The organism is Photorhabdus sp. RM323S (genome assembly GCF_042879375.1).
Lineage (GTDB): Bacteria > Pseudomonadota > Gammaproteobacteria > Enterobacterales > Enterobacteriaceae > Photorhabdus > Photorhabdus tasmaniensis.
This window is the reverse complement of sequence record NZ_JBHFKZ010000004.1, coordinates 98,221-117,058: the sequence shown is the minus strand read 5'-3', so window position 1 is coordinate 117,058 and position 18,838 is coordinate 98,221. Positions and strand designations below refer to the sequence as shown.

General features: G+C 43.1%; 17 protein-coding genes and 1 pseudogene. 7 read left to right on the top strand and 11 right to left on the bottom strand.

Annotated elements, in window-relative coordinates; genetic code table 11:
* Positions 1-49: 49 nt before the first annotated feature.
* Positions 50-544, top strand: a complete 495-nt coding sequence (gene aac(6') / locus ACGF7G_RS03445) for an aminoglycoside 6'-N-acetyltransferase (protein ID WP_387463593.1) — start codon at positions 50-52, stop codon at positions 542-544.
* Between the two features lie 236 nt (positions 545-780).
* On the top strand, positions 781-2,376 hold the full coding sequence (locus ACGF7G_RS03440) for an ABC-F family ATPase (RefSeq protein ID WP_387463542.1): 1,596 nt from the start codon (positions 781-783) through the stop codon (positions 2,374-2,376).
* 54 nt (positions 2,377-2,430) lie between these two features.
* Here the strand turns inward: ACGF7G_RS03440 and moeB are convergent, their stop codons facing one another.
* From moeB to ACGF7G_RS03420, 4 genes are all read right to left on the bottom strand, one after another.
* Positions 2,431-3,180 (bottom strand): molybdopterin-synthase adenylyltransferase MoeB, encoded by a 750-nt coding sequence (moeB, locus tag ACGF7G_RS03435; protein WP_133815054.1) that lies wholly within the window; start codon positions 3,178-3,180, stop codon positions 2,431-2,433.
* On the bottom strand, positions 3,180-4,421 hold the full coding sequence (moeA, locus tag ACGF7G_RS03430) for a molybdopterin molybdotransferase MoeA (protein ID WP_387463540.1): 1,242 nt from the start codon (positions 4,419-4,421) through the stop codon (positions 3,180-3,182). The genes moeB and moeA overlap by 1 nt, the downstream gene beginning before the upstream one ends.
* A 69-nt stretch (positions 4,422-4,490) precedes the next feature.
* Positions 4,491-4,928, bottom strand: coding sequence for a GNAT family N-acetyltransferase (locus ACGF7G_RS03425; protein WP_387463538.1), 438 nt, complete (start codon positions 4,926-4,928; stop codon positions 4,491-4,493).
* A 151-nt stretch (positions 4,929-5,079) separates the two neighbouring features.
* The gene (locus tag ACGF7G_RS03420) at positions 5,080-5,826 is read right to left on the bottom strand and encodes an SDR family NAD(P)-dependent oxidoreductase (RefSeq protein ID WP_133815052.1); all 747 of its coding nucleotides are present in this window, start codon (positions 5,824-5,826) and stop codon (positions 5,080-5,082) included.
* Positions 5,827-6,170: 344 nt separating this feature from the next.
* Between ACGF7G_RS03420 and ACGF7G_RS03415 the strand changes: the two genes are divergently transcribed.
* From ACGF7G_RS03415 to yeiB, 4 genes and pseudogenes are all read left to right on the top strand, one after another.
* Positions 6,171-7,358: a YbfB/YjiJ family MFS transporter gene (locus tag ACGF7G_RS03415; RefSeq protein WP_133815378.1), complete on the top strand. Its 1,188-nt coding sequence runs from the start codon at positions 6,171-6,173 to the stop codon at positions 7,356-7,358.
* Positions 7,359-7,478: 120 nt separating this feature from the next.
* A pseudogene (locus tag ACGF7G_RS03410) lies at positions 7,479-7,580 on the top strand (helix-turn-helix domain-containing protein); the annotation flags it as partial.
* 42 nt (positions 7,581-7,622) lie between these two features.
* Positions 7,623-8,282, top strand: coding sequence for a GTP cyclohydrolase I FolE (folE, locus tag ACGF7G_RS03405; RefSeq protein ID WP_133815051.1), 660 nt, complete (start codon positions 7,623-7,625; stop codon positions 8,280-8,282).
* Positions 8,283-8,303: 21 nt separating this feature from the next.
* Positions 8,304-9,449, top strand: a complete 1,146-nt coding sequence (yeiB, locus tag ACGF7G_RS03400) for a DUF418 domain-containing protein YeiB (RefSeq protein WP_387463536.1) — start codon at positions 8,304-8,306, stop codon at positions 9,447-9,449.
* Here yeiB and sanA read toward each other — a convergent pair.
* Entirely contained in the window at positions 9,421-10,161 is a 741-nt protein-coding gene (gene sanA, locus ACGF7G_RS03395) for an outer membrane permeability protein SanA (RefSeq protein WP_387463534.1), read from the bottom strand. The two genes, yeiB and sanA, sit on opposite strands and share 29 nt — an antisense overlap.
* A 768-nt stretch (positions 10,162-10,929) precedes the next feature.
* Here sanA and ACGF7G_RS03390 point away from each other — a divergent pair.
* Positions 10,930-11,742 carry a 2OG-Fe(II) oxygenase gene (locus ACGF7G_RS03390; RefSeq protein WP_387463532.1) on the top strand — a complete coding sequence of 271 codons (813 nt, stop codon included), beginning with the start codon at positions 10,930-10,932 and terminating at the stop codon, positions 11,740-11,742.
* A gap of 591 nt (positions 11,743-12,333) precedes the next feature.
* Here the strand turns inward: ACGF7G_RS03390 and ACGF7G_RS03385 are convergent.
* The 6 genes from ACGF7G_RS03385 to metG form a co-directional block, all read right to left on the bottom strand.
* Entirely contained in the window at positions 12,334-14,031 is a 1,698-nt protein-coding gene (locus ACGF7G_RS03385; RefSeq protein WP_387463530.1) for an NAD-dependent malic enzyme, read from the bottom strand.
* Between the two features lie 147 nt (positions 14,032-14,178).
* On the bottom strand, positions 14,179-14,388 hold the full coding sequence (locus ACGF7G_RS03380) for a HigA family addiction module antitoxin (protein WP_387463529.1): 210 nt from the start codon (positions 14,386-14,388) through the stop codon (positions 14,179-14,181).
* 106 nt (positions 14,389-14,494) lie between these two features.
* Positions 14,495-15,379, bottom strand: a complete 885-nt coding sequence (gene cdd, locus ACGF7G_RS03375) for a cytidine deaminase (RefSeq protein ID WP_387463528.1) — start codon at positions 15,377-15,379, stop codon at positions 14,495-14,497.
* A gap of 140 nt (positions 15,380-15,519) precedes the next feature.
* A complete protein-coding gene (locus ACGF7G_RS03370) occupies positions 15,520-16,215 on the bottom strand; it encodes a CidB/LrgB family autolysis modulator (protein WP_133815044.1) in 696 nt (231 codons plus the stop codon).
* A gap of 2 nt (positions 16,216-16,217) precedes the next feature.
* Positions 16,218-16,646 (bottom strand): CidA/LrgA family protein, encoded by a 429-nt coding sequence (locus ACGF7G_RS03365; protein WP_387463525.1) that lies wholly within the window; start codon positions 16,644-16,646, stop codon positions 16,218-16,220.
* A 131-nt stretch (positions 16,647-16,777) separates the two neighbouring features.
* Entirely contained in the window at positions 16,778-18,805 is a 2,028-nt protein-coding gene (gene metG / locus ACGF7G_RS03360; RefSeq protein ID WP_387463523.1) for a methionine--tRNA ligase, read from the bottom strand.
* Positions 18,806-18,838: the final 33 nt, after the last annotated feature.

Sequence of the window (18,838 nt, the reverse complement as noted above, 5' to 3'; positions counted from 1 at the left end):
GCTTCTCCCCACAACATCATTATATAGGAAAGAAATGCCTGAACCAAAAATGAACAATAAATATCAGCAATCATCATATATTCAGTCTGAAAATGATCTTTACCGGATTATCGTGATCGGCAGACATCATTTTAACGAGTGGTTGCATTTGCGAAGTGCATTATGGCCTGCGACATCAGAAGAAAAACACCGCGAAGAAATGGACTCGATTTTAGATTCTGATAAAAAAATCGCTTTTATAATTCAATCTAATACAGATAATTTCTGGGGTTTTGCCGAGGCTTCACTTCGCTTTGAATATGTCAATGGGTGCTGCTCTTCACCGGTTGCTTATCTTGAAGGTATTTATATTTCCCCGGAACTAAGAAGAAAAGGTTTAGCAACTCGACTTATCACTTGTATTAAGAACTGGGGCAATGATCATGGATGCACTGAAATGGCGTCAGATACGGATATAAATAATAGCGAATCACAGGCTCTTCATTTGTCTCTTGGGTTTGTCGAAGCAGAGAGGGTGGTGTTTTTCAGGAGATCAATTAAATAGGGATAAGTGAAAGAAGCAAAAGAATTTGGCATGAAAGATATTTCATCTAAAATTAAAAATCGCCTTTTATTTAGGAAAGTCAATATACGGGCAAGAAATGTAAATCATGGATCGCCAGACATGAAAAATTTTGATATTAGCAACTATAGGCGATCCTGTTGTTTTATTGTGGCATAATGCGCCACTATCGATTTTTTCCAATTTCCTTTTTGTTTCTAAATTTAAGAGCGAATGCAGTGTTAAGTACAAACAACATCACCATGCAATTTGGCAGTAAGCCCCTGTTTGAAAACATTTCTGTCAAGTTTGGCAACGGTAACCGTTATGGTCTGATTGGCGCTAATGGTTCTGGTAAATCCACGTTTATGAAAATCCTGGGTAGCGATCTGACACCCACTGCCGGTAACGTCAGCACGGATCCCAATGAACGTATTGGTAAACTGCGTCAGGATCAGTTTGCCTTTGAAGAGTTCACTGTACTGGATACGGTGATTATGGGGCACACGGAACTGTGGCAAGTGAAACAGGAGCGTGACCGTATTTATGCGATGGCAGAAATGAGCGAAGAAGATGGCTATCGTGTTGCGGATCTGGAAGTGTCCTACGGCGAGATGGATGGTTATAGTGCCGAAGCGCGTGCCGGCGAGTTGTTGCTGGGGGTGGGTATTCCGGTAGAACAACATTATGGCCTGATGAGCGAAGTTGCACCGGGCTGGAAATTGCGTGTTTTGCTGGCTCAGGCTCTGTTTTCTAATCCTGATGTTCTGTTATTGGATGAGCCAACCAACAACCTGGATATTGATACCATTCGCTGGTTGGAGCAGGTGTTAAATGATCGGGACAGCACCATGATCATTATTTCCCATGATCGCCATTTCCTGAATACAGTCTGTACTCACATGGCAGATCTTGATTATGGTGAATTACGTCTGTTCCCCGGTAATTATGATGAATATATGGTTGCTGCAACTCAGGCACGTGAACGTCTGATGGCTGATAATGCGAAGAAGAAAGCACAGATTGCGGAATTACAGTCTTTTGTCAGCCGTTTTAGTGCCAATGCTTCCAAATCAAAACAGGCGACTTCTCGTGCTCGCCAGATTGATAAAATCCAGTTGGATGAAGTTAAAGCATCCAGCCGTCAGAACCCTTATATCCGCTTTGAACAGGATAAGAAATTATTCCGTAATGCTCTGGAACTGGAAGGTTTGACGAAAGGTTATGACAATGGCCCGCTGTTTAAAAATCTCAATATGTTGCTGGAGGTCGGCGAAAAAATGGCGGTTATCGGTGCTAACGGTATCGGTAAAACGACTTTCCTGAAAACACTGGTGGGTGAAGCAGAGCCAAACAGTGGTACGGTTAAATGGTCTGAAAACAGCAGCATTGGTTATTATGCTCAGGATCATGCCAGCGATTTTGATTGCGATCTGACGGTTTTCGATTGGATGAGCCAGTGGAAGAGAGAAGGGGACGATGAGCAAGCTGTCCGCAGCGTGCTGGGGCGTTTATTATTCGGTCAGGATGATATTAAGAAGAAAGTCAAGGTGTTATCTGGTGGTGAAAAAGGCCGGATGCTATTTGGCAAGTTGATGATGAAACAGCCAAATATTCTGATAATGGATGAACCAACAAACCACCTGGATATGGAATCCATTGAATCTCTAAACCTGGCGCTTGAAATGTATCAAGGGACTTTGGTATTTGTTTCCCATGATCGGCAATTTGTTAGCTCATTGGCAAGCCGTGTTCTGGAAATCAAATCTAATACCGTCATTGATTTTAAAGGGACTTATGATGAATACCTGAGAAGTCAGGGGATTACTGAGTAAGCGTTTTTTGGCATAAGTTGCCCTAGTTTAGATCACTGGGGCAACTTGTTTTCATCAGTTGCACACTTCGCAATTGGGATCTTTAAGTAATTTAATATCACGAAATTGCATCGTCATGGCATCAAACAGTAAAACCTTTCCGCTGTTTACCTTGCCATATCCGGTGAGTAATTTGATGGTTTCCATGGCTTGTAATGTCCCGATGGTACCGACCAATGGCGCCATGACGCCCGTTTCTACACAAGTCAGGTTATTTTCACCAAACAGCCGGCTCAAACAGTGGTAGCAGGGGGCATCCGGCTGATAAGTAAATACGGTCAATTGCCCTTCCATGCGAATAGCCGCACCGGAAACCAGAGGCATTTTCCTTACCAGGCACAGACGGTTCAATTGTTCGCGGATCGCAACATTATCAGTGCAATCTAATACAGCATCATTTTCACTAATAAGCTGATCCAGCACCTGATCTTCCAGCAATGCATCGACGGTTTTGATGGTGGCATACGGGTTTATTGCTTGAAGCGTTATCTGGGCTGAGTGTACTTTGGTCATCCCGATGCGTTCATCCCGATGCAAGATCTGTCGTTGTAGGTTTGAGAGAGAAACGGTATCAAAATCTAACAGTGTTATTGTTCCCACGCCTGCTGCTGTCAGATACTGGGATGCAGCACAACCTAAGCCACCCACACCGACTATCAGGATCTTCGAGGATTTCAGTTTTTCCTGTCCATCAAAATCAAACCCGTGTAGGACAATCTGACGGTTATAGCGCAGGGTTTCTGCGTCTGTCAGTTCAATAGTCATTATTCATTTTTCAATAGATGATTGAACAATTCGATCTTAACAATTTCGCCAGCTTCTACCCGACCACGTTCGCGCTCCAGAACGATAAAGCAGTTACCCAGGCTGAATGAACTGAATATATGGGAGCCTTGATGCCCTGTAGTGCGAACTTCCAGCTCACCTTGTTCATTCACAGAGACAATACCGCGTTGAAAATCTGTTCTTCCCGGTGTTTTTTTCAATGGCGTAGTCACTTTAGCATGGAGGCGCATTGGGGGTTGCCATGCTGTAAAACCGGACAAACGGGCAATTAAAGGTTGCACCAGTTGATAGAAGGTGAGGACAGCTGAAACTGGATTACCCGGCAAACCACAGAACCAGGCGTTTTTCAATTTGCCAAAAGCAAAAGGTTTACCCGGTTTAATTGCCAGTTTCCAGAAACTGATTTCTCCCAGCTCATCCAACATCTGCTTGGTGTAGTCTGCTTCACCCACAGAGACGCCGCCACTGCTGATGACTAAATCAGCTTTCTTATCTGCTTCTTCGAAAGCATTGCGTAAAGCTTCGGGGTTATCTGCGATAACGCCTAAATCAATAACGTCGCAGTCCAGTTTTTCCAACATCAGGCGAACAGCAAAGCGGTTGGTATCATAAATCTGGCCTTCTTTAAGTGGCTGATCGATGGCTTGCAGTTCATCACCGGTGGAGAAAATGGCCACGTTTAATTTGCGAACCACTTCGATTTCAGCGATTCCCAGAGAGGCAATCAGTGGTAATTGAGCGGTGGATAATTTACTGCCTGCCGGCAATGCTACCGCTCCTTTGGAGATATCTTCGCCTGCCAGACGGATATTCTGGCCCCGTTTGGCGGGTTGAGAGAAAACAACGCCATCATCAGTAACTTCTGTGTGCTCTTGCATAATGACAGTATCAGCATCTGCGGGAACAGGAGCGCCGGTCATCATCCGGATGCAGGTTGTCGCAGGCCATTCTCCCTGAAAAGGCGCGCCAGCCAGTGCTTTTCCTGCCAGAGGAAGAGGAATGTTTCCATGCAAATCGGCATAGCGAACGGCATAGCCATCCATGGCTGAGTTAGCAAAAGGCGGGACATTGATAGGAGAAATAATATTTGCCGCGGTAATCCGCCCGGATGATTGGGTGAGATTGACGGTTTCTGTGTCAGTCAGTGGTGCAACTTGCGTCAGAAGTTTTTCCAGCGCTTGTTCCAAAGAGATCAATTCAGAGGTGTGGCAGTGATCCATAATGGTGCTCCCAGATAGTATTTTGTAATAGCACCATTATGGCAGAGATCATCATATGTGTTAGTTATATTAAACTTTAATCATTGCTAACATGTCTTCACCGTCTTCATCCATACCGACCTCAACGAAACCAAAGCTGGCGTAAAAATTTCGCGCTATAGGATTATTCGGTTTGTAACAGATTTCGATCTCTTCCAATCCATCTGTTCGCCTAATTTCATCAAGGGCCAACAGCATTGCTTTGCGTCCAATACCTTTGTTTTGATAGTGTCGATCCACCATAAATCGCCAAATTGATACTCTCCGGTCCGTCTCAGGTACCCACATAAAGAATCCGACAGGTTTGTCGTCTAAGCAAATGGTGCGTATTTGGTATGAGGGATTGAATTTTGATTCAACCAGTGACCACGTATTGTCTGCGACATATTCGTACTGGTGATCGGCTACGGTTAGATCACAGACATCTTCATAATTATCCTGATTCACATCAGTAAGGGTTATATGCATGCAATATCCTTTGAGAATTAGCTCATTTTGGCAAAGATGAACATGTGAATTATCTAACGTTTACTTAGAGTAAATAGCTGGCTGCTGTAGTAGGTCCGATCGAATCTGAAGTCAACCAGCTATCAATATTTACTATGCTATCAGATAAATTTTATAAAGTTTGACCGCTGTCAATCTTGATGATCTGCCCTGTCATTGCTTCTGCTTTTAGTAACATCAAGGTTATTTCTGCGACATCTTCTGGTGTCGAGATGCGTTCTAAAGGCAAATTTGCACAGAGGGTTCGCATTTTCTCCTCCAATCCTTTCCACCACCGGGTTTCGACCGCGCCTGGTGCCACGCAGTTAACCCTTATTGATGGAGCCAACGCACGGGCCAATGATCTGGTGAGCCCGTGAATAGCTGATTTGGAAACCGCATAGGGAATAGAAGAACCATAGCCGGTTTCGCCAGAGATACTACCGACATTCACAATAGCACTACCCGCTCTTTTCCTAAGATAAGGTGCTGCATACCGGCAACAATGAAATGTGCCTTTCACGTTAACGTCAAGAATGGTATCCCAAATATTGTCGGATAGAGATTCGAGATCATCAAATTGAAGTTGCTTTGTTGTCCCGGCATTATTAATCAGGTAGTCGATGCCGTTAAATTTTTCGGCAACAGTGTTGATCATTGCCTGCACAGCGGATTCGTCGGTAACATCGGCTTTTATTGCTATGGCTTGCCCTCCGTCCCGGATAATAGATTCGGTTGTTTCCTGAGCGTCAAGTTCACTTTGTGAATAGATAACTGCCACAGCAGCACCTTGTTTCGCCAGCATGATACTGATAGCCCGTCCTATACCGGTTCCACCTCCGGTAACAATGGCTGTCTTACCTTGGAATTCTTTATACATAAAAAGCTCCTTATTAATAATATTGGTACACACAACATGACAAATCATACATTTCTGGCAGCGGCTTGACAGTATCATTATGGCATTATTGAGAGCAGGCTCAGTTTATGTTGCGCGGTAACAGCTTGATTTAACCTTAGGAAAGGTGAATGAATAGAGCGGAGCACAAGATTTCAAATACTGTGTCGTTCCGGATACTGTAACTCAAGGCTTACTGAATACTTTATTAAGGGGAAGAAATAATTTACGTTTTTATGTAAATTTTATTAACAAGAAGAGTGTATTGCATTTGATTTTTGTTATAACTTGTGAAAAACAAATTAAAAAATGATGTTTTCATGACAATGAATAATTCAATTTCTTCCCAGACGAACCATCGCTATCAGGCTTTTCATATCGCAATGAGTGGTTTTTTGGCACTGGTTGTTGCTATGGGAATTGGACGTTTTACCTTCACTCCTCAAGTTCCCTTAATGATCGCAGAATCCCAGCTTAGTCTGACTGGTGCGGGTATTGTCGCAGCTTTTAACTATCTGGGATATTTGGCGGGTTCCTATGATGCGATGCAGGCGCGCCGTTTTATTGAATATCGGCTCTGGGCAGGATTATGGGGGACGGTAATTATCACGTTGCTTTCTGCGCTACTGGATGGACCGATATTACACAGTGTCGCCCGTTTTGTTATTGGCTGGGCAAGTGGTTTGACATTAGTGCTGGTGGCGGCATGGGTAAATGAGCAGTTAGCCAGCTTGAACCGTCCTGCGTTGGGTGTCGCCATATTTGCGGGACCAGGAGTCGGGATATTCGTTACTGGTATTCTTGCTGTCGGGATTCAGGCATGGCAACTGAGTGCTGCCGAAGCATGGCTGTTGTATGGTATTGTGGCGCTGATTTTTAGTATCTATATTAGTCGGCATCTGCCCCGTAGCGGTAAACTGCACCGTTCACAAATTGAGGTGAAGAAGCTGATTTGGACACCCGCAATTAAGCGGTTGGTATGGAGCTACAGTTTAGCGGGATTTGGTTATATTTTACCTGCCACTTTTCTTTCGCAAATGGCAAGTGATCGTTTCCCTGGCAGCTTGTTTGCTCAGTTTGTCTGGCCGATATTTGGTGGTGCCGCAGTTATCGGCATCGGTTTCGCTGTTCTGACCCGTCATATGCTGACAACTCAAATCCGGCTGGCAATCACTTTATGGATCCAGGCGGTGGGGATTCTTATCGCTGAGATTGTCCCGGGAATAAGTGGCTTGGCATTAAGCGCTTTATTGATTGGGGGTGGTTTTATGTGCGCGGTGCAAATGACGTTTCAGTATGGGCGTGAGCTGGCACCAGAACATAGCCGTTATATGGCGGGGTTGCTGACGACGGGATATGCTATCGGGCAGCTTGTTGGGCCAGCGTTGTCAGCGCTTTCCACCGCGATAACCGGGAAACTGGAGCCTGCGCTGTATGTGGCATTTATTACATTGATGATTGCCGGGTTGTTGGTTTGTCACAGGAAGAAACCTGTTGTTGAAATTCGTGTGTAAAAAATCCATCTGATTGCCCTCGGAAAAGCTTGGTTTTCAGGGCTGGGAGGAGGGGCTGCGACTTTCCCACTCACTGATTCTTTTTGCATTCTCACATTGTCCTTTGTATCTTGTTAATCTATGAAACGTGCATACCAGTATCAATTCTACCTAACACCGGAACAAGCCGAGCTTTTAGCCCGGACGTTCGGTGGTGTGCGTTTCATCTATAATTCAATTTTACTCCCCGCCAGATAATGGAAAGTAATCCCTTTGGAGAAAATAATGTCATCCCTAAGTAAAGAAGCCGAGCTTGTGCATTCGGCGCTGGAAGCTCGAGGTCTTGAAACGCCTCTTCGTGGTCAGGCATTGGCACCGGAAGTGCGCAAAGTGCGGATTGAGGAGCATATGACGGAAATTATGCAGCTGTTGAATCTTGATCTAAATGATGACAGTTTGGCGGAAACCCCCAGTCGTATTGCGAAAATGTATGTTGATGAAATTTTTTCAGGGTTGGACTACAGTAATTTCCCGAAAATCACATTGATAGAAAATAAAATGAAGGTGGATGAAATGGTGACGGTGCGTGATATCACGTTAACCAGCACCTGTGAACATCATTTTGTGACTATTGATGGTAAGGCGACTGTTTCCTATATCCCGAAAGATAAAGTGATTGGGTTATCTAAAATTAACCGCATTGTGCAGTTTTTTTCGCAACGCCCACAGGTACAGGAACGTCTGACACAACAGATCCTGATTGCATTACAGACACTGCTTGGTACCAATAATGTTGCCGTATCTATTGATGCGGTCCATTACTGTGTGAAAGCCAGGGGCATCCGTGATGCAACCAGTACCACGACAACGACATCCTTGGGTGGGTTGTTTAAATCCAGTCAAAATACCCGTCAGGAGTTTTTACGCACGACACGCCATTTGTAATTTTTACATCGGGATATAAAAATGACCCGCCAGAGAATTGATTCACTGGACAGTATTCGTGGTCTGGCGATTCTGGGGATATTGTTACTCAATATCTCCGGTTTTGCTTTGCCATCCGCGGCTTATTTGAACCCGGCATATAATGGTTCAGCCTCTGCAACAGATTTGATTATCTGGTTTGTACTCAATATCTTTGCTCAGGGAAAATTCTTGTGTATTTTTGCCTTTTTATTTGGTGCAACACTGGAGCTACTATTACCAAGGGGCAAAGTCTGGAATTACCCACGATTAATCATACTTGCCCTGATTGGCGGGATACATGGTATCCTGTTCTGGGATGGTGATATTTTACTCTCTTACAGTTTGACTGGTTTTTTTAGTTTTCATCTGATTAGTCAAAATAGCGCTAGCAGCCGGTTATTTATGAAAGGCGCTGTTTTTTATCTGATCGGATTAGTGCTGTTATTTATTCTTGGTTTTTCTTCCAGAGGTGAATCTAACGATGCCTGGCGACCGACTGAATTCCATATGTTATACGAAACATTCTGGAAAACAGGTGGTGGATGGCTGGCAATAGAAGAACGTTTTAATCAGGTCATGTTGATGATGGTCATGCTGTTTGTTCAGCATGGCTGGCAACTGATCGGCATTATGTTATGTGGTGCCGGATTAGTGCGTAATGGCTGGTTGAAAGGTGAATTTCCGGTGAGCCATTATCGAAATATGGCGCTATTGCTGATACCACTCAGTGTTGCTGTCCAGATATTCTCTGTGGCGCTCCAATATGCGCATGACTGGGATTACTTTTGGTCAGGTATTGTTGGCTATATCCTTTCTGAGTTGGTAACGCCATTTCAGGCACTGAGTTATATGGCACTGATATATGGTTTCTGGCCGGTAATTTCATGCTGGCGGATTAATCGCTGGCTCAGGCAGGTTGGACGAATGGCGATGAGTAATTATTTACTGCAAACTTTAATCTGTACTGCATTGTTTTATCACTTTGGATTATTTGCTCAACTCAATCGCCTGGAGTTACTGGCATTGATTCCATTTATTTGGACAGTGAATATTCTTTTTTCATGTTGGTGGTTACGCCGTCACCGGCAAGGGCCATTGGAACAGCAGTGGCGAAATACTACGGCAGCATTGGCACGCTCCTTTTAGGCTGGGTTTTGTCCATTTCCTGTAATTCTTCCGGGGTGACCGCTGGATAATCGGTTATACCTTCTGGTACTTTATGCGGGGCAGGAATTGGGATCAAAGGACCGAGGAAACGCGGTTCGCGTTTCAAAATATAAAGATCAGTTAACGCGCCAAGGCGGGCAATTATTTCACGTAACCGAACAGTAATCATATTTTTAGGTGTGGAAACGGCATAGCACTGAGCGTCAATGCCCATATGTATAGCGATAAACAGCGCCCGTTCGCAGTGAAATCGTTGAGTGATAATCGTAAAATCATTGGTGTCAAAAACTTTACGGGTTCTGACTATCGAATCAAGCGTTCTGAAACCCGCAAAATCCAGCACAATGTTTGTGGCAGGAATACCTGCTTTCACTAAATCCCTGCGCATGGTGACAGGTTCGTTATAACTTTGCTGGGCGTTGTCGCCACTCAGTAATAGATATTTGATTTTGTCGCTGTTATAAGCATTAACTGCACCTTGAATGCGGTACATATAATACTGATTGGGGGCACCAGAATGGTAGTATTTAGACGTCCCAAGCACCATACCTACTTCACGTTCAGGAAGTTTTTTGAGGTCATCAAAAATATAAGGGGCCGTTTTCCAGCTAATCCAGCGGTCAAGTGCAATAGCGGTGAGCGTCAGCGTCCCTGCGATGAATAACAGACCAATTATCAGGCGCTTCCACATGCTTTTGCCTTTAATATGTATCAATGACTAATATTGACTAAAGGCTACTTTACCTGAAATTCCGAAGCAAGTTTTCTCTATAAGAAAAAAGGCTGACAGTGGTTTTTTGTTGTCTGTTTCTTGCTATTTTGTCCCGCCGCAGTCGGCAGGCATCGCGTCAGGGACGTCAGATGGTGGCCTTGATTCACATTTCCTGTCTTTAAGGCGTTGTAGTGGCTGCGGATATACCGTAAAATCCGATTCTTAATGTAAGGGAACAGTCAAATGTTGAGATTGAAAAAATATCGGAAGATTAAGACATTAAAATAAATTCGATAACAATATTCAGGTTAAGAATATGTATATTCTTTTTGTGAATTCTGGCATGTTATTTTTGATTTTTACATGTTTTACTTTATACTCAATATTGATGTTAAATAATAATATATTGCCGGAACTGTTTCTGCGATAGATATGCCTATTCTAATCTGCCAGGGATTTATGAGAGATTATGTTGTCTATTTATCATTACCATTGAATATTAAATTGATTATTCTTGAAGTTATAGTAAAGCTTGTAAAATAAAATTATTGTCATTAGATCTTTCTCTATTGTTAAATGTAGAATTAGTTAAATAACTTAAATATATATCTATATCTATTTTGGTGATTAATATCGTGTTGATTAAAAGTGCTTTTACTGGATAGAATATTGGAATTAACATTTTCTGGTGTATTTTTATGTAGGAGATTTTTCCAAAATCATGTTAAGTATAACAAGGTGACTTTTATGAAAAATGAAGTGATTTTATCTAATTCTTTGCAAGAAAGAGATCTCGATAAGTTATTTAATGATGAAGTGTTGGCTATCCATGTGAAAAAGTATGTGGATAGTCATATTTCAGATAAACTTTCTGATTTCTTCCTCTCTCATGAAAATCTAGAACATTATCTTCATGATTTAAAAAAAGGAGATGAAATTGTTTTAGTCGATTATGGAGTTGATAGAGTTGGTGTGCCTTATAACTCAACTTTTGGCAAACCCAAAGATAGTGATAGTTATAAAAGATATTTTGAGAATGCATTACCCGCAATAAGAAACGTCAGAAATTTCTGTGCTCCAATGCTGGCACCTTTCGATAAATTTCGTTTAGAACTGGATGAAGTATGGTCTGCGGGGGCCAGTATTGCAAATTTTGAAAATAAAAAGATGCATGCAGGGATTGCCAGGGTCATGAGAAGACCAGAACTCTCTATCATGTCTGAAATACAACCTCACTTTGATGGTCTTCAACAACAATCTGTCAATTTGCTAGGGCAATTTTCTGTAAACATATATATAAAAGTACCTGTAAGTGGAGGGGAATTAGAGTTGTGGGATGTTCCAGCTATTCCTATTACCGAGTTGATTGAAGATAGTTCAGAATATGATTGGCGAGGTTCTCTTCCTCCCTCTATTTGTATTAAGCCAGAATTGGGAGATTTAATAATAATAAATACCAGGAAACCCCATGCAATTCGTAGCTTTTCTGAGGGAAGCAGAATATCATTGCAAAGTTTCATCGGCGTATCACCAAATAAACATTTAATGTTATGGGATTAATGATATTGTTGGTGTAATTAGCATATTGGGAATGTTTTTTCTTTTAGGGATTGGGAGTGTCAGATCCCAATCCTATAAATATGGAAATTATGTCAAAATACCTGAATGTAAATTATCTTCATGCTGTTTTTGGGTTTTTTTACTGGTATTGTTTATTTGTTATTTTTGGGATGATTATTAACTAATGTTATTTTATGCTTGTTATGATTTTTTAGCTACATTTATGGTAATTTGGTTTTGTATTATTAGTTTCGTGAATAAGAGAAATGAAGAAAATAGAATTATCATATTAAATTCGTAAAATATTTTTTTGGGCTGTGAGTGTGCAACTCAATAATACTATATCAGTTAAGTATAATTTGGTGAAAATTGCTATAAACCTTCGGCCAATGTGGGCGGAAATATAAGGCAAAAATCTTGAAGGGTTTTCAGATAGTAAAATGCCGCAATGAATATGCGGCATAGAGGTATAGTGGTTTTAAAGGCTGCGGTGCTCGTCGTTTCTGCCTTCCGGGCTTGTGTCTGACTCGCCAGGGACGAGTAACAGCCGCTGATGTGGGGAGCACCTTGCCCGATCCGGGCGGATAATAGTCACAATGAAGTCCGTTTATATATGCGATATTCCGGTTTCCAAAAGTTACGTTCAATCGCTTCATCCAACGCACCGTCTGACGTGACAGTCGCAACACCTTGTATTTGCGCTTCTTTTGCAACTTGTTTTGCAATTTTGCGAGAAACTTCCTGAATATCATCAATGAGTGGTAGTAACGGACCTGTACCCTTTTTCGCCAATGGTGAACAATCAGCCAGTATTCGACTTGCCGTCATCAACATACCATCAGTGACGAGTTTGGCTCCGGAGGCAATAACACCTAAGCCAATTCCAGGGAAGATATAGGCGTTGTTACATTGAGCGATCGGATACTCTTGATCTTTGTATTTTACCGGATTGAATGGGCTACCTGTTGCAACCAAGGCTGCGCCATCTGTCCAGTTGATAATATCTTCAGGACGGGCTTCAACACGGGAAGTTGGGTTGGATAATGGCATAACGATTGGACGTTCACAGTGTTTATGCATCTCACGGATGATCTCCTCTGTGAACAGCCCCGCTTGACCTGAAACGCCAATTAATACCGTAGGTTTAGCATTACGAACAACGTCGAGCAGAGAGATAGAATCGCTGTTTACATCCCATTTAGTTAAGGAGTCGCTTTTTTGTACCAGCTTGTTCTGGAAATCCAATAAATTTGGCAGTTTATCTGTCAGTAAACCGAAACGATCAACCATGAAAATACGGGCGCGAGCTTGTTCTTCACTTAAACCCTCAGATTTCATCTGGGCGACAATCTGCTCTGCGATACCGCAACCGGCTGAACCTGCTCCCAGGAAAGTGACAGTTTGATCTTTCAATTGACGACCGGCAGCACGGCTGGCTGCAATCAGGCTACCCAGTGTGACAGCGGCGGTTCCCTGAATGTCATCATTAAAGCAACAAATCTCATGGCGATAGCGGTCGAGCAGGGGCATGGCATTTTTTTGCGCGAAATCTTCAAACTGTAGCAGCACATTTGGCCAGCGGCGTTTAACGGCCTGAATAAATTCATCAACAAATTCATCATATTCTGCGCCGGTAATACGCGGATGGCGCCAGCCCATATATAACGGGTCATTCAGGCGCTGGGGGTTGTTTGTTCCCACATCCAGAACTACCGGTAGTGTATACGCCGGGCTGATACCACCACAGGCGGTATATAGGGAAAGTTTACCAATAGGAATACCCATACCGCCGATACCTTGGTCACCCAGACCAAGAATACGTTCACCATCGGTGACAACGATAACTTTTACATTTTGTTTAGTCGCATTTTGCAGCATGTCATCAATATGCGTTTTATTTGGATATGAGATGAACAAGCCACGGGCGCGGCGGTAAATATCAGAAAAATGTTCACAAGCTTCACCAACCGTTGGGGTATAAATGATTGGCATCATTTCGCTCAAATGTGCATCCAGCAGGCGGTAGAACAGAGTTTCGTTAGTATCTTGAATATTTCGCAGATAAATGTGTTTATCTGCATCATTTTTGAAATCAAGATACTGCCGATAGGCGCGTTCAGCTTGTTCTTCGATGGTTTCAACCGCTTCCGGTAATAAGCCATGAAGGTTAAAGTTGCCGCGTTCTGCTTCGGTAAAGGCGCTGCCTTTATTCAGCAAGGGAAATTCCAGCAGGATGGGGCCAGAATAGGGAATATATAATGGACGTTTACTTTCGTGTTCCAGTTCCATGAATCTTACTCTTTGAACTAAATGGATAATAAGGTCAGTTATAGATCCTAAAAGATAGGAAAAATATGTACAGCAAATGTTACTTAATTAGAGGTATTATGAGTAAAAATGAGAGATAACGTCCAGATTTAGTTAATAAATAAAATGTTACGTTAACCACTTTTGTAGGAGAAAATCCTCCATTAGGGTCATTTCTTCGACACTTAAGCGACGAGAATTATTGACAATTTGGCCGATAACTTTACGTGATACGCTCATAGCGTCAGCCAATTGCTGCTGAGTAATATTCATCGGCTTTAAAAATTCTTCGTTAAGCATCTCGTCAACGGTAGTCGGTTCTGCCGTAATAGTATCCATAGTGTCCCCCATTAATATTTGTGCGGATCTAGATAAACATCATATGCGGCACCATCACGCCAGCGAAAAATAAGCCGCCACTGGATAAGCGCATTTTTCACTGAATTTAGAACGTGTGGTACTCAAATTTACTGCATCCTAGTGCAGCAAGTGTGGATTGCGTTGCACTTTGTTGGGATAAATTGCTGTTTTTTTCCTCAACTAATACTGCTTTTTCGATGGACAGACAATCACCACCAGAAATATTCATCAGGATCAGGGCAGATTGCAATGGGGGTAAGCTTGGGTTAAAAGCGGCATTTTCTACATAACGCCCAGGATAGATTTTTCCATCTTTTCCCAGCAGTGCTGTACCACTGTATGAATTGCTGTATGGGGCATGGCTTCGGTTTGCCGCATCCAGTGCGGTTAGTACCAATTCATCAGTGGTTTCTATTTGATAACCATGATTAACCGGATCCATCAACAGGGTAGTGATACCCAGATCGTTTGGACCAAAGGAATCTGGCAAATAGTCACCTAATGTCAAAGATTCTTGTTTTGGCAAGTGGATCTCTAATTGTGTGCCACTATTAAGTTCATTCATAAACTGGCGACAGTGACCGCATGGAGAGTAATTAACCGTGATAGAGGTCAGTTTTTTCTCACCACGTAACCAGGCGTGAGTAATAGCACATTGTTCAGCATGAATAGTTTGCTGTAATGGCACATTGGTAAATTCCATATTGGCGCCGAAGTAGAGATTTCCGCTTTCGCCACGGGCAATTGCGCCGACATTAAAATGTGATATCGGGGCTAGGGAGCATGCCGCTGCGAGTGGCAGTAGGGCGATAGCCAATGTGTTATCGTCAAAGCTGCAGGTTTTCTTGACAGATTCAGCTTGTTCAGCCGTGAACATGGCAGGAAAATCGTCGTTTCCTGCATAGGGAGAAAGCGCATCCTGTAGTTTAGATGGCAACTGTGCCCAGATAGAGCGAAAGCGAGCTTGCATAGAATGATCTCCAAATTAACTTAAGGTCATTCTAGGCGCTCTGATCAGATTTATAATGTGATTAATGTCACATAAATAATGAAAACTATGTAATTAAATCCGGTAATTGAAGGATTTATATCAAATTTTTCAACTGTTAACTAACCAAATAGATATAACAGCACTGGAAATATAAAAGGGGCGGTCAGTGAAGTAATGATACCGCAGGTCATCAGTGCTAACGAACTGTATGCGCCTTCAACAAAATTGACTTCTGCACAACGGGCGGTGCCCAAAGCATGTGATGCCGTTCCCATTGCCAAGCCACGGGATGCTTTAGTTTTCACCTGCAAAATATCGAACAGGTTATGACCAAAGATTGCCCCAAGAATGCCGACAAAAATGACGCAAGCGGCACTGATTGCCGGAATACCGCCGATAGCATCTGCTACTGCCATTGCTATTGGTGTAGTGACTGATTTAGGTAGTATCGAGGCGGCCATTTCAGGTGTTGCGCCCATCCACAATGCAATAGCAGTACCTGTAACCATAGCGACAATACTGCCGATAAAACAGATACTGATAATGGATTTCCATTGGGCGCGGATTTGGTGCAACTGTTCATATAAAGGAAATGCTAGCGCAACCACGGCGGGCTGGAGCAGATCATTAAGAATTCGGCTGCCGGCGAAATAGTGTTCATAAGGGGTATTGGTTATTAACAATATTGGAATAAGTACAGCAATAGAAACCAATAAGGGATTCAAAATAGGAATTTTGAATCTTAGTGAGAGTTTTCTTGCGGCGTAGAATACAGTCAATGTTAATGGCAGTGACCACCAAATGTGACTTAACATATTTATTTCTCTTGTTTTTCTTGTTCAGTCTTAACTTCTGATGCGGAACCGATAATTGGACGTTCGCGGAGAACATAATGGGAACTGTAAGCAACAATAATCATAACAACTGCGGTGCTGATCAGGCATGAAAGGACAATCGGTAGTATCTGTTGGCTGAGTTGATCGTAATAGTTCATCACGCCTACACCGATAGGCAGAAACAGCAGGGTCATATTTCTCAATAACAGACTGCAACCTAGTTTTGCCCAGTGGGCAGGGATCAATTGGAAAGCCAATAAGACGAACAATATCAACATACCGATAATACTGCCGGGAACAACGATGGGTAACAGGGCAGAGATGGCATTGCCTGCCAACAAACACAGATAAATCAGTACAAATGCTCGCAGGTACTGCCAACCTATAATCAGTACTTCACGAAACGACATAACAAAATTCCTAATTCCAGTGAGGAATTCATCATACAATTAACCCTGGGAATGTGCCATAGATCACATTCAAAAAAGCGGGGACCATTGCTGATCCCCGCTGATAAGATATATTTGCAATAAATTGATTGTTATTTCACTTGCATACCCGGTTGTGCGCCACTGTCAGGACTGAGCAGGAAGATATCTTTTCCGCCAGGCCCAGCTGCCATCACCATTCCTTCAGAAATACCGAAGCGCATTTTACGTGGAGCCAGGTTGGCAACCATTATGGTTAAACGGCCTTCCAGTGTTTTCGGATCAGGATAACTGGAGCGGATACCGGAAAATACTTGGCGAGTTTCACCACCAAGATCCAGCGTCAGTTTCAGCAGTTTATCTGAGCCTTCTACAAAATCAGCCTGTTTGATAAGGGCGACGCGCATATCAACTTTGGCGAAATCATCAAAGGTGATTGTACCCTGAATTGGCTCTTCTGCCAGTGGACCGCTGACTTTTTGTGGTGCGCTGATGCTTTCTTTAGACGCAGTAACCATCGCATCCACTTTATCCATATCAATGCGGTTAAACAGGGCCTTAAAGGTGGAAACCTGATGATCCAGCAGCGGTTGTTCAATACCATTCAAGGTCAGTTCGGTATTCAGGAAAGCTTCTGCGCGTTCTGCCAGACTGGGTAAAACGGGTTTCAGGAAAGTCATCAGAACGCGGAACAGGTTGATGCCCATTGAGCAGATAGCTTGAAGATCCGCATCACGGCCTTCTTCTTTTGCCACAACCCACGGAGCCTGCTCATCCACATAACGGTTTGCCAAATCAGCCAATGCCATGATTTCACGGATTGCTTTACTGAATTCGCGGTTGCTGAACTCTTCTTCAATCACTTTCGCGCTATCAATAAACTTCTGGTAAAGCGCCGGATCAGCGAGTTTATCCGCCAGCTTGCCACTAAAGCGTTTATTAATGAAACCTGCGTTACGGGAGGCCAGATTCACCACTTTGTTAACGATATCGCTGTTAACACGCTGAACAAAATCTTCCAGATTCAGGTCGATATCATCAATACGGGAAGAGAGTTTGGCCGCATAGTAATAACGCAGGCAGTCTGCATCCAGATGATCCAGATAAGTACTGGCTTTGATAAACGTACCACGGGATTTGGACATTTTCGTGCCGTTGACGGTGACGTAGCCGTGAACAAACAGATTTGTTGGCTTGCGGTAACCGCTGCCTTCCAGCATGGCAGGCCAGAACAGGCTGTGGAAATAGACAATGTCTTTACCAATAAAGTGATAAAGGTCGGCGGTGGAATCTTTTGCCCAAAACTCATCAAAGCTCAGATTTCCGCGTTTGTCACACAGATTTTGGAAAGAACCCATATAGCCAATAGGCGCATCCAGCCAGACATAGAAATATTTGCCTGGCGCATCAGGAATTTCAAAACCAAAATAAGGTGCATCACGGGTGATATCCCATTGCTGTAAGCCGGATTCAAACCATTCCTGCATCTTGTTAGCAACTTGTTCCTGCAATGCGCCGGAACGGGTCCATGCTTGTAACATGTCACTGAATGCAGGTAAATCGAAGAAAAAGTGCTCGGATTCACGCATTTTTGGCGTTGCGCCGGAGACAACAGAACGTGGGTTAGTCAGTTCTGTTGGGCTGTAAGTTGAACCGCAAACTTCACAGTTATCGCCATACTGATCTTCTGCCTTACATTTCGGGCAGGAGCCTTTTACAAAGCGATCAGGCAGAAACATCCCTTTCTCAGGATCGTATAACTGAGAAATAGTGCGGTTCTTAATATGACCGTTCTTTTTCAGTTCCAGATAGATTTCAGTTGATAATTCCTGGTTCTCTCTGCTGTGCGTAGAGTGATAGTTATCATAGCTGATTGAAAAGCCAGTAAAATCCTGATGATGCTCTAGGTTCACGGCGGCGATCATCTCTTCGGGAGCAATATCCATTTGCTGTGCTTTCAGCATGATTGGTGTTCCGTGAGCGTCATCGGCGCAGATAAAGTGAACCTCTTTGCCGCGCATTCGCTGAAAACGGACCCAAATATCTGCCTGGATATGTTCCAGCATGTGACCGAGATGGATTGGACCGTTAGCATATGGCAACGCACACGTCACCAATAATTTTTTTGCGACTTGAGACATAGTAGGGATCTGACTTCCAATAAATGAAAAGGG

Excerpts from the sequence above, each read along its gene's own strand:
- ACGF7G_RS03385 (WP_387463530.1), bottom strand. The coding sequence starts at position 14,031 with ATGGAACTGGAACACGAAAGTAAACGTCCATTATATATTCCCTATTCT.
- ACGF7G_RS03390 (WP_387463532.1), top strand. The coding sequence starts at position 10,930 with ATGAAAAATGAAGTGATTTTATCTAATTCTTTGCAAGAAAGAGATCTC.
- folE (WP_133815051.1), top strand. The coding sequence starts at position 7,623 with ATGTCATCCCTAAGTAAAGAAGCCGAGCTTGTGCATTCGGCGCTGGAA.
- ACGF7G_RS03425 (WP_387463538.1), bottom strand. The coding sequence starts at position 4,928 with ATGCATATAACCCTTACTGATGTGAATCAGGATAATTATGAAGATGTC.
- ACGF7G_RS03420 (WP_133815052.1), bottom strand. The coding sequence starts at position 5,826 with ATGTATAAAGAATTCCAAGGTAAGACAGCCATTGTTACCGGAGGTGGA.
- ACGF7G_RS03370 (WP_133815044.1), bottom strand. The coding sequence starts at position 16,215 with ATGTTAAGTCACATTTGGTGGTCACTGCCATTAACATTGACTGTATTC.
- yeiB (WP_387463536.1), top strand. The coding sequence starts at position 8,304 with ATGACCCGCCAGAGAATTGATTCACTGGACAGTATTCGTGGTCTGGCG.
- ACGF7G_RS03415 (WP_133815378.1), top strand. The coding sequence starts at position 6,171 with ATGAATAATTCAATTTCTTCCCAGACGAACCATCGCTATCAGGCTTTT.
- moeA (WP_387463540.1), bottom strand. The coding sequence starts at position 4,421 with ATGGATCACTGCCACACCTCTGAATTGATCTCTTTGGAACAAGCGCTG.
- ACGF7G_RS03380 (WP_387463529.1), bottom strand. The coding sequence starts at position 14,388 with ATGGATACTATTACGGCAGAACCGACTACCGTTGACGAGATGCTTAAC.
- cdd (WP_387463528.1), bottom strand. The coding sequence starts at position 15,379 with ATGCAAGCTCGCTTTCGCTCTATCTGGGCACAGTTGCCATCTAAACTA.
- ACGF7G_RS03365 (WP_387463525.1), bottom strand. The coding sequence starts at position 16,646 with ATGTCGTTTCGTGAAGTACTGATTATAGGTTGGCAGTACCTGCGAGCA.
- sanA (WP_387463534.1), bottom strand. The coding sequence starts at position 10,161 with ATGTGGAAGCGCCTGATAATTGGTCTGTTATTCATCGCAGGGACGCTG.
- moeB (WP_133815054.1), bottom strand. The coding sequence starts at position 3,180 with ATGACTATTGAACTGACAGACGCAGAAACCCTGCGCTATAACCGTCAG.
- metG (WP_387463523.1), bottom strand. The coding sequence starts at position 18,805 with ATGTCTCAAGTCGCAAAAAAATTATTGGTGACGTGTGCGTTGCCATAT.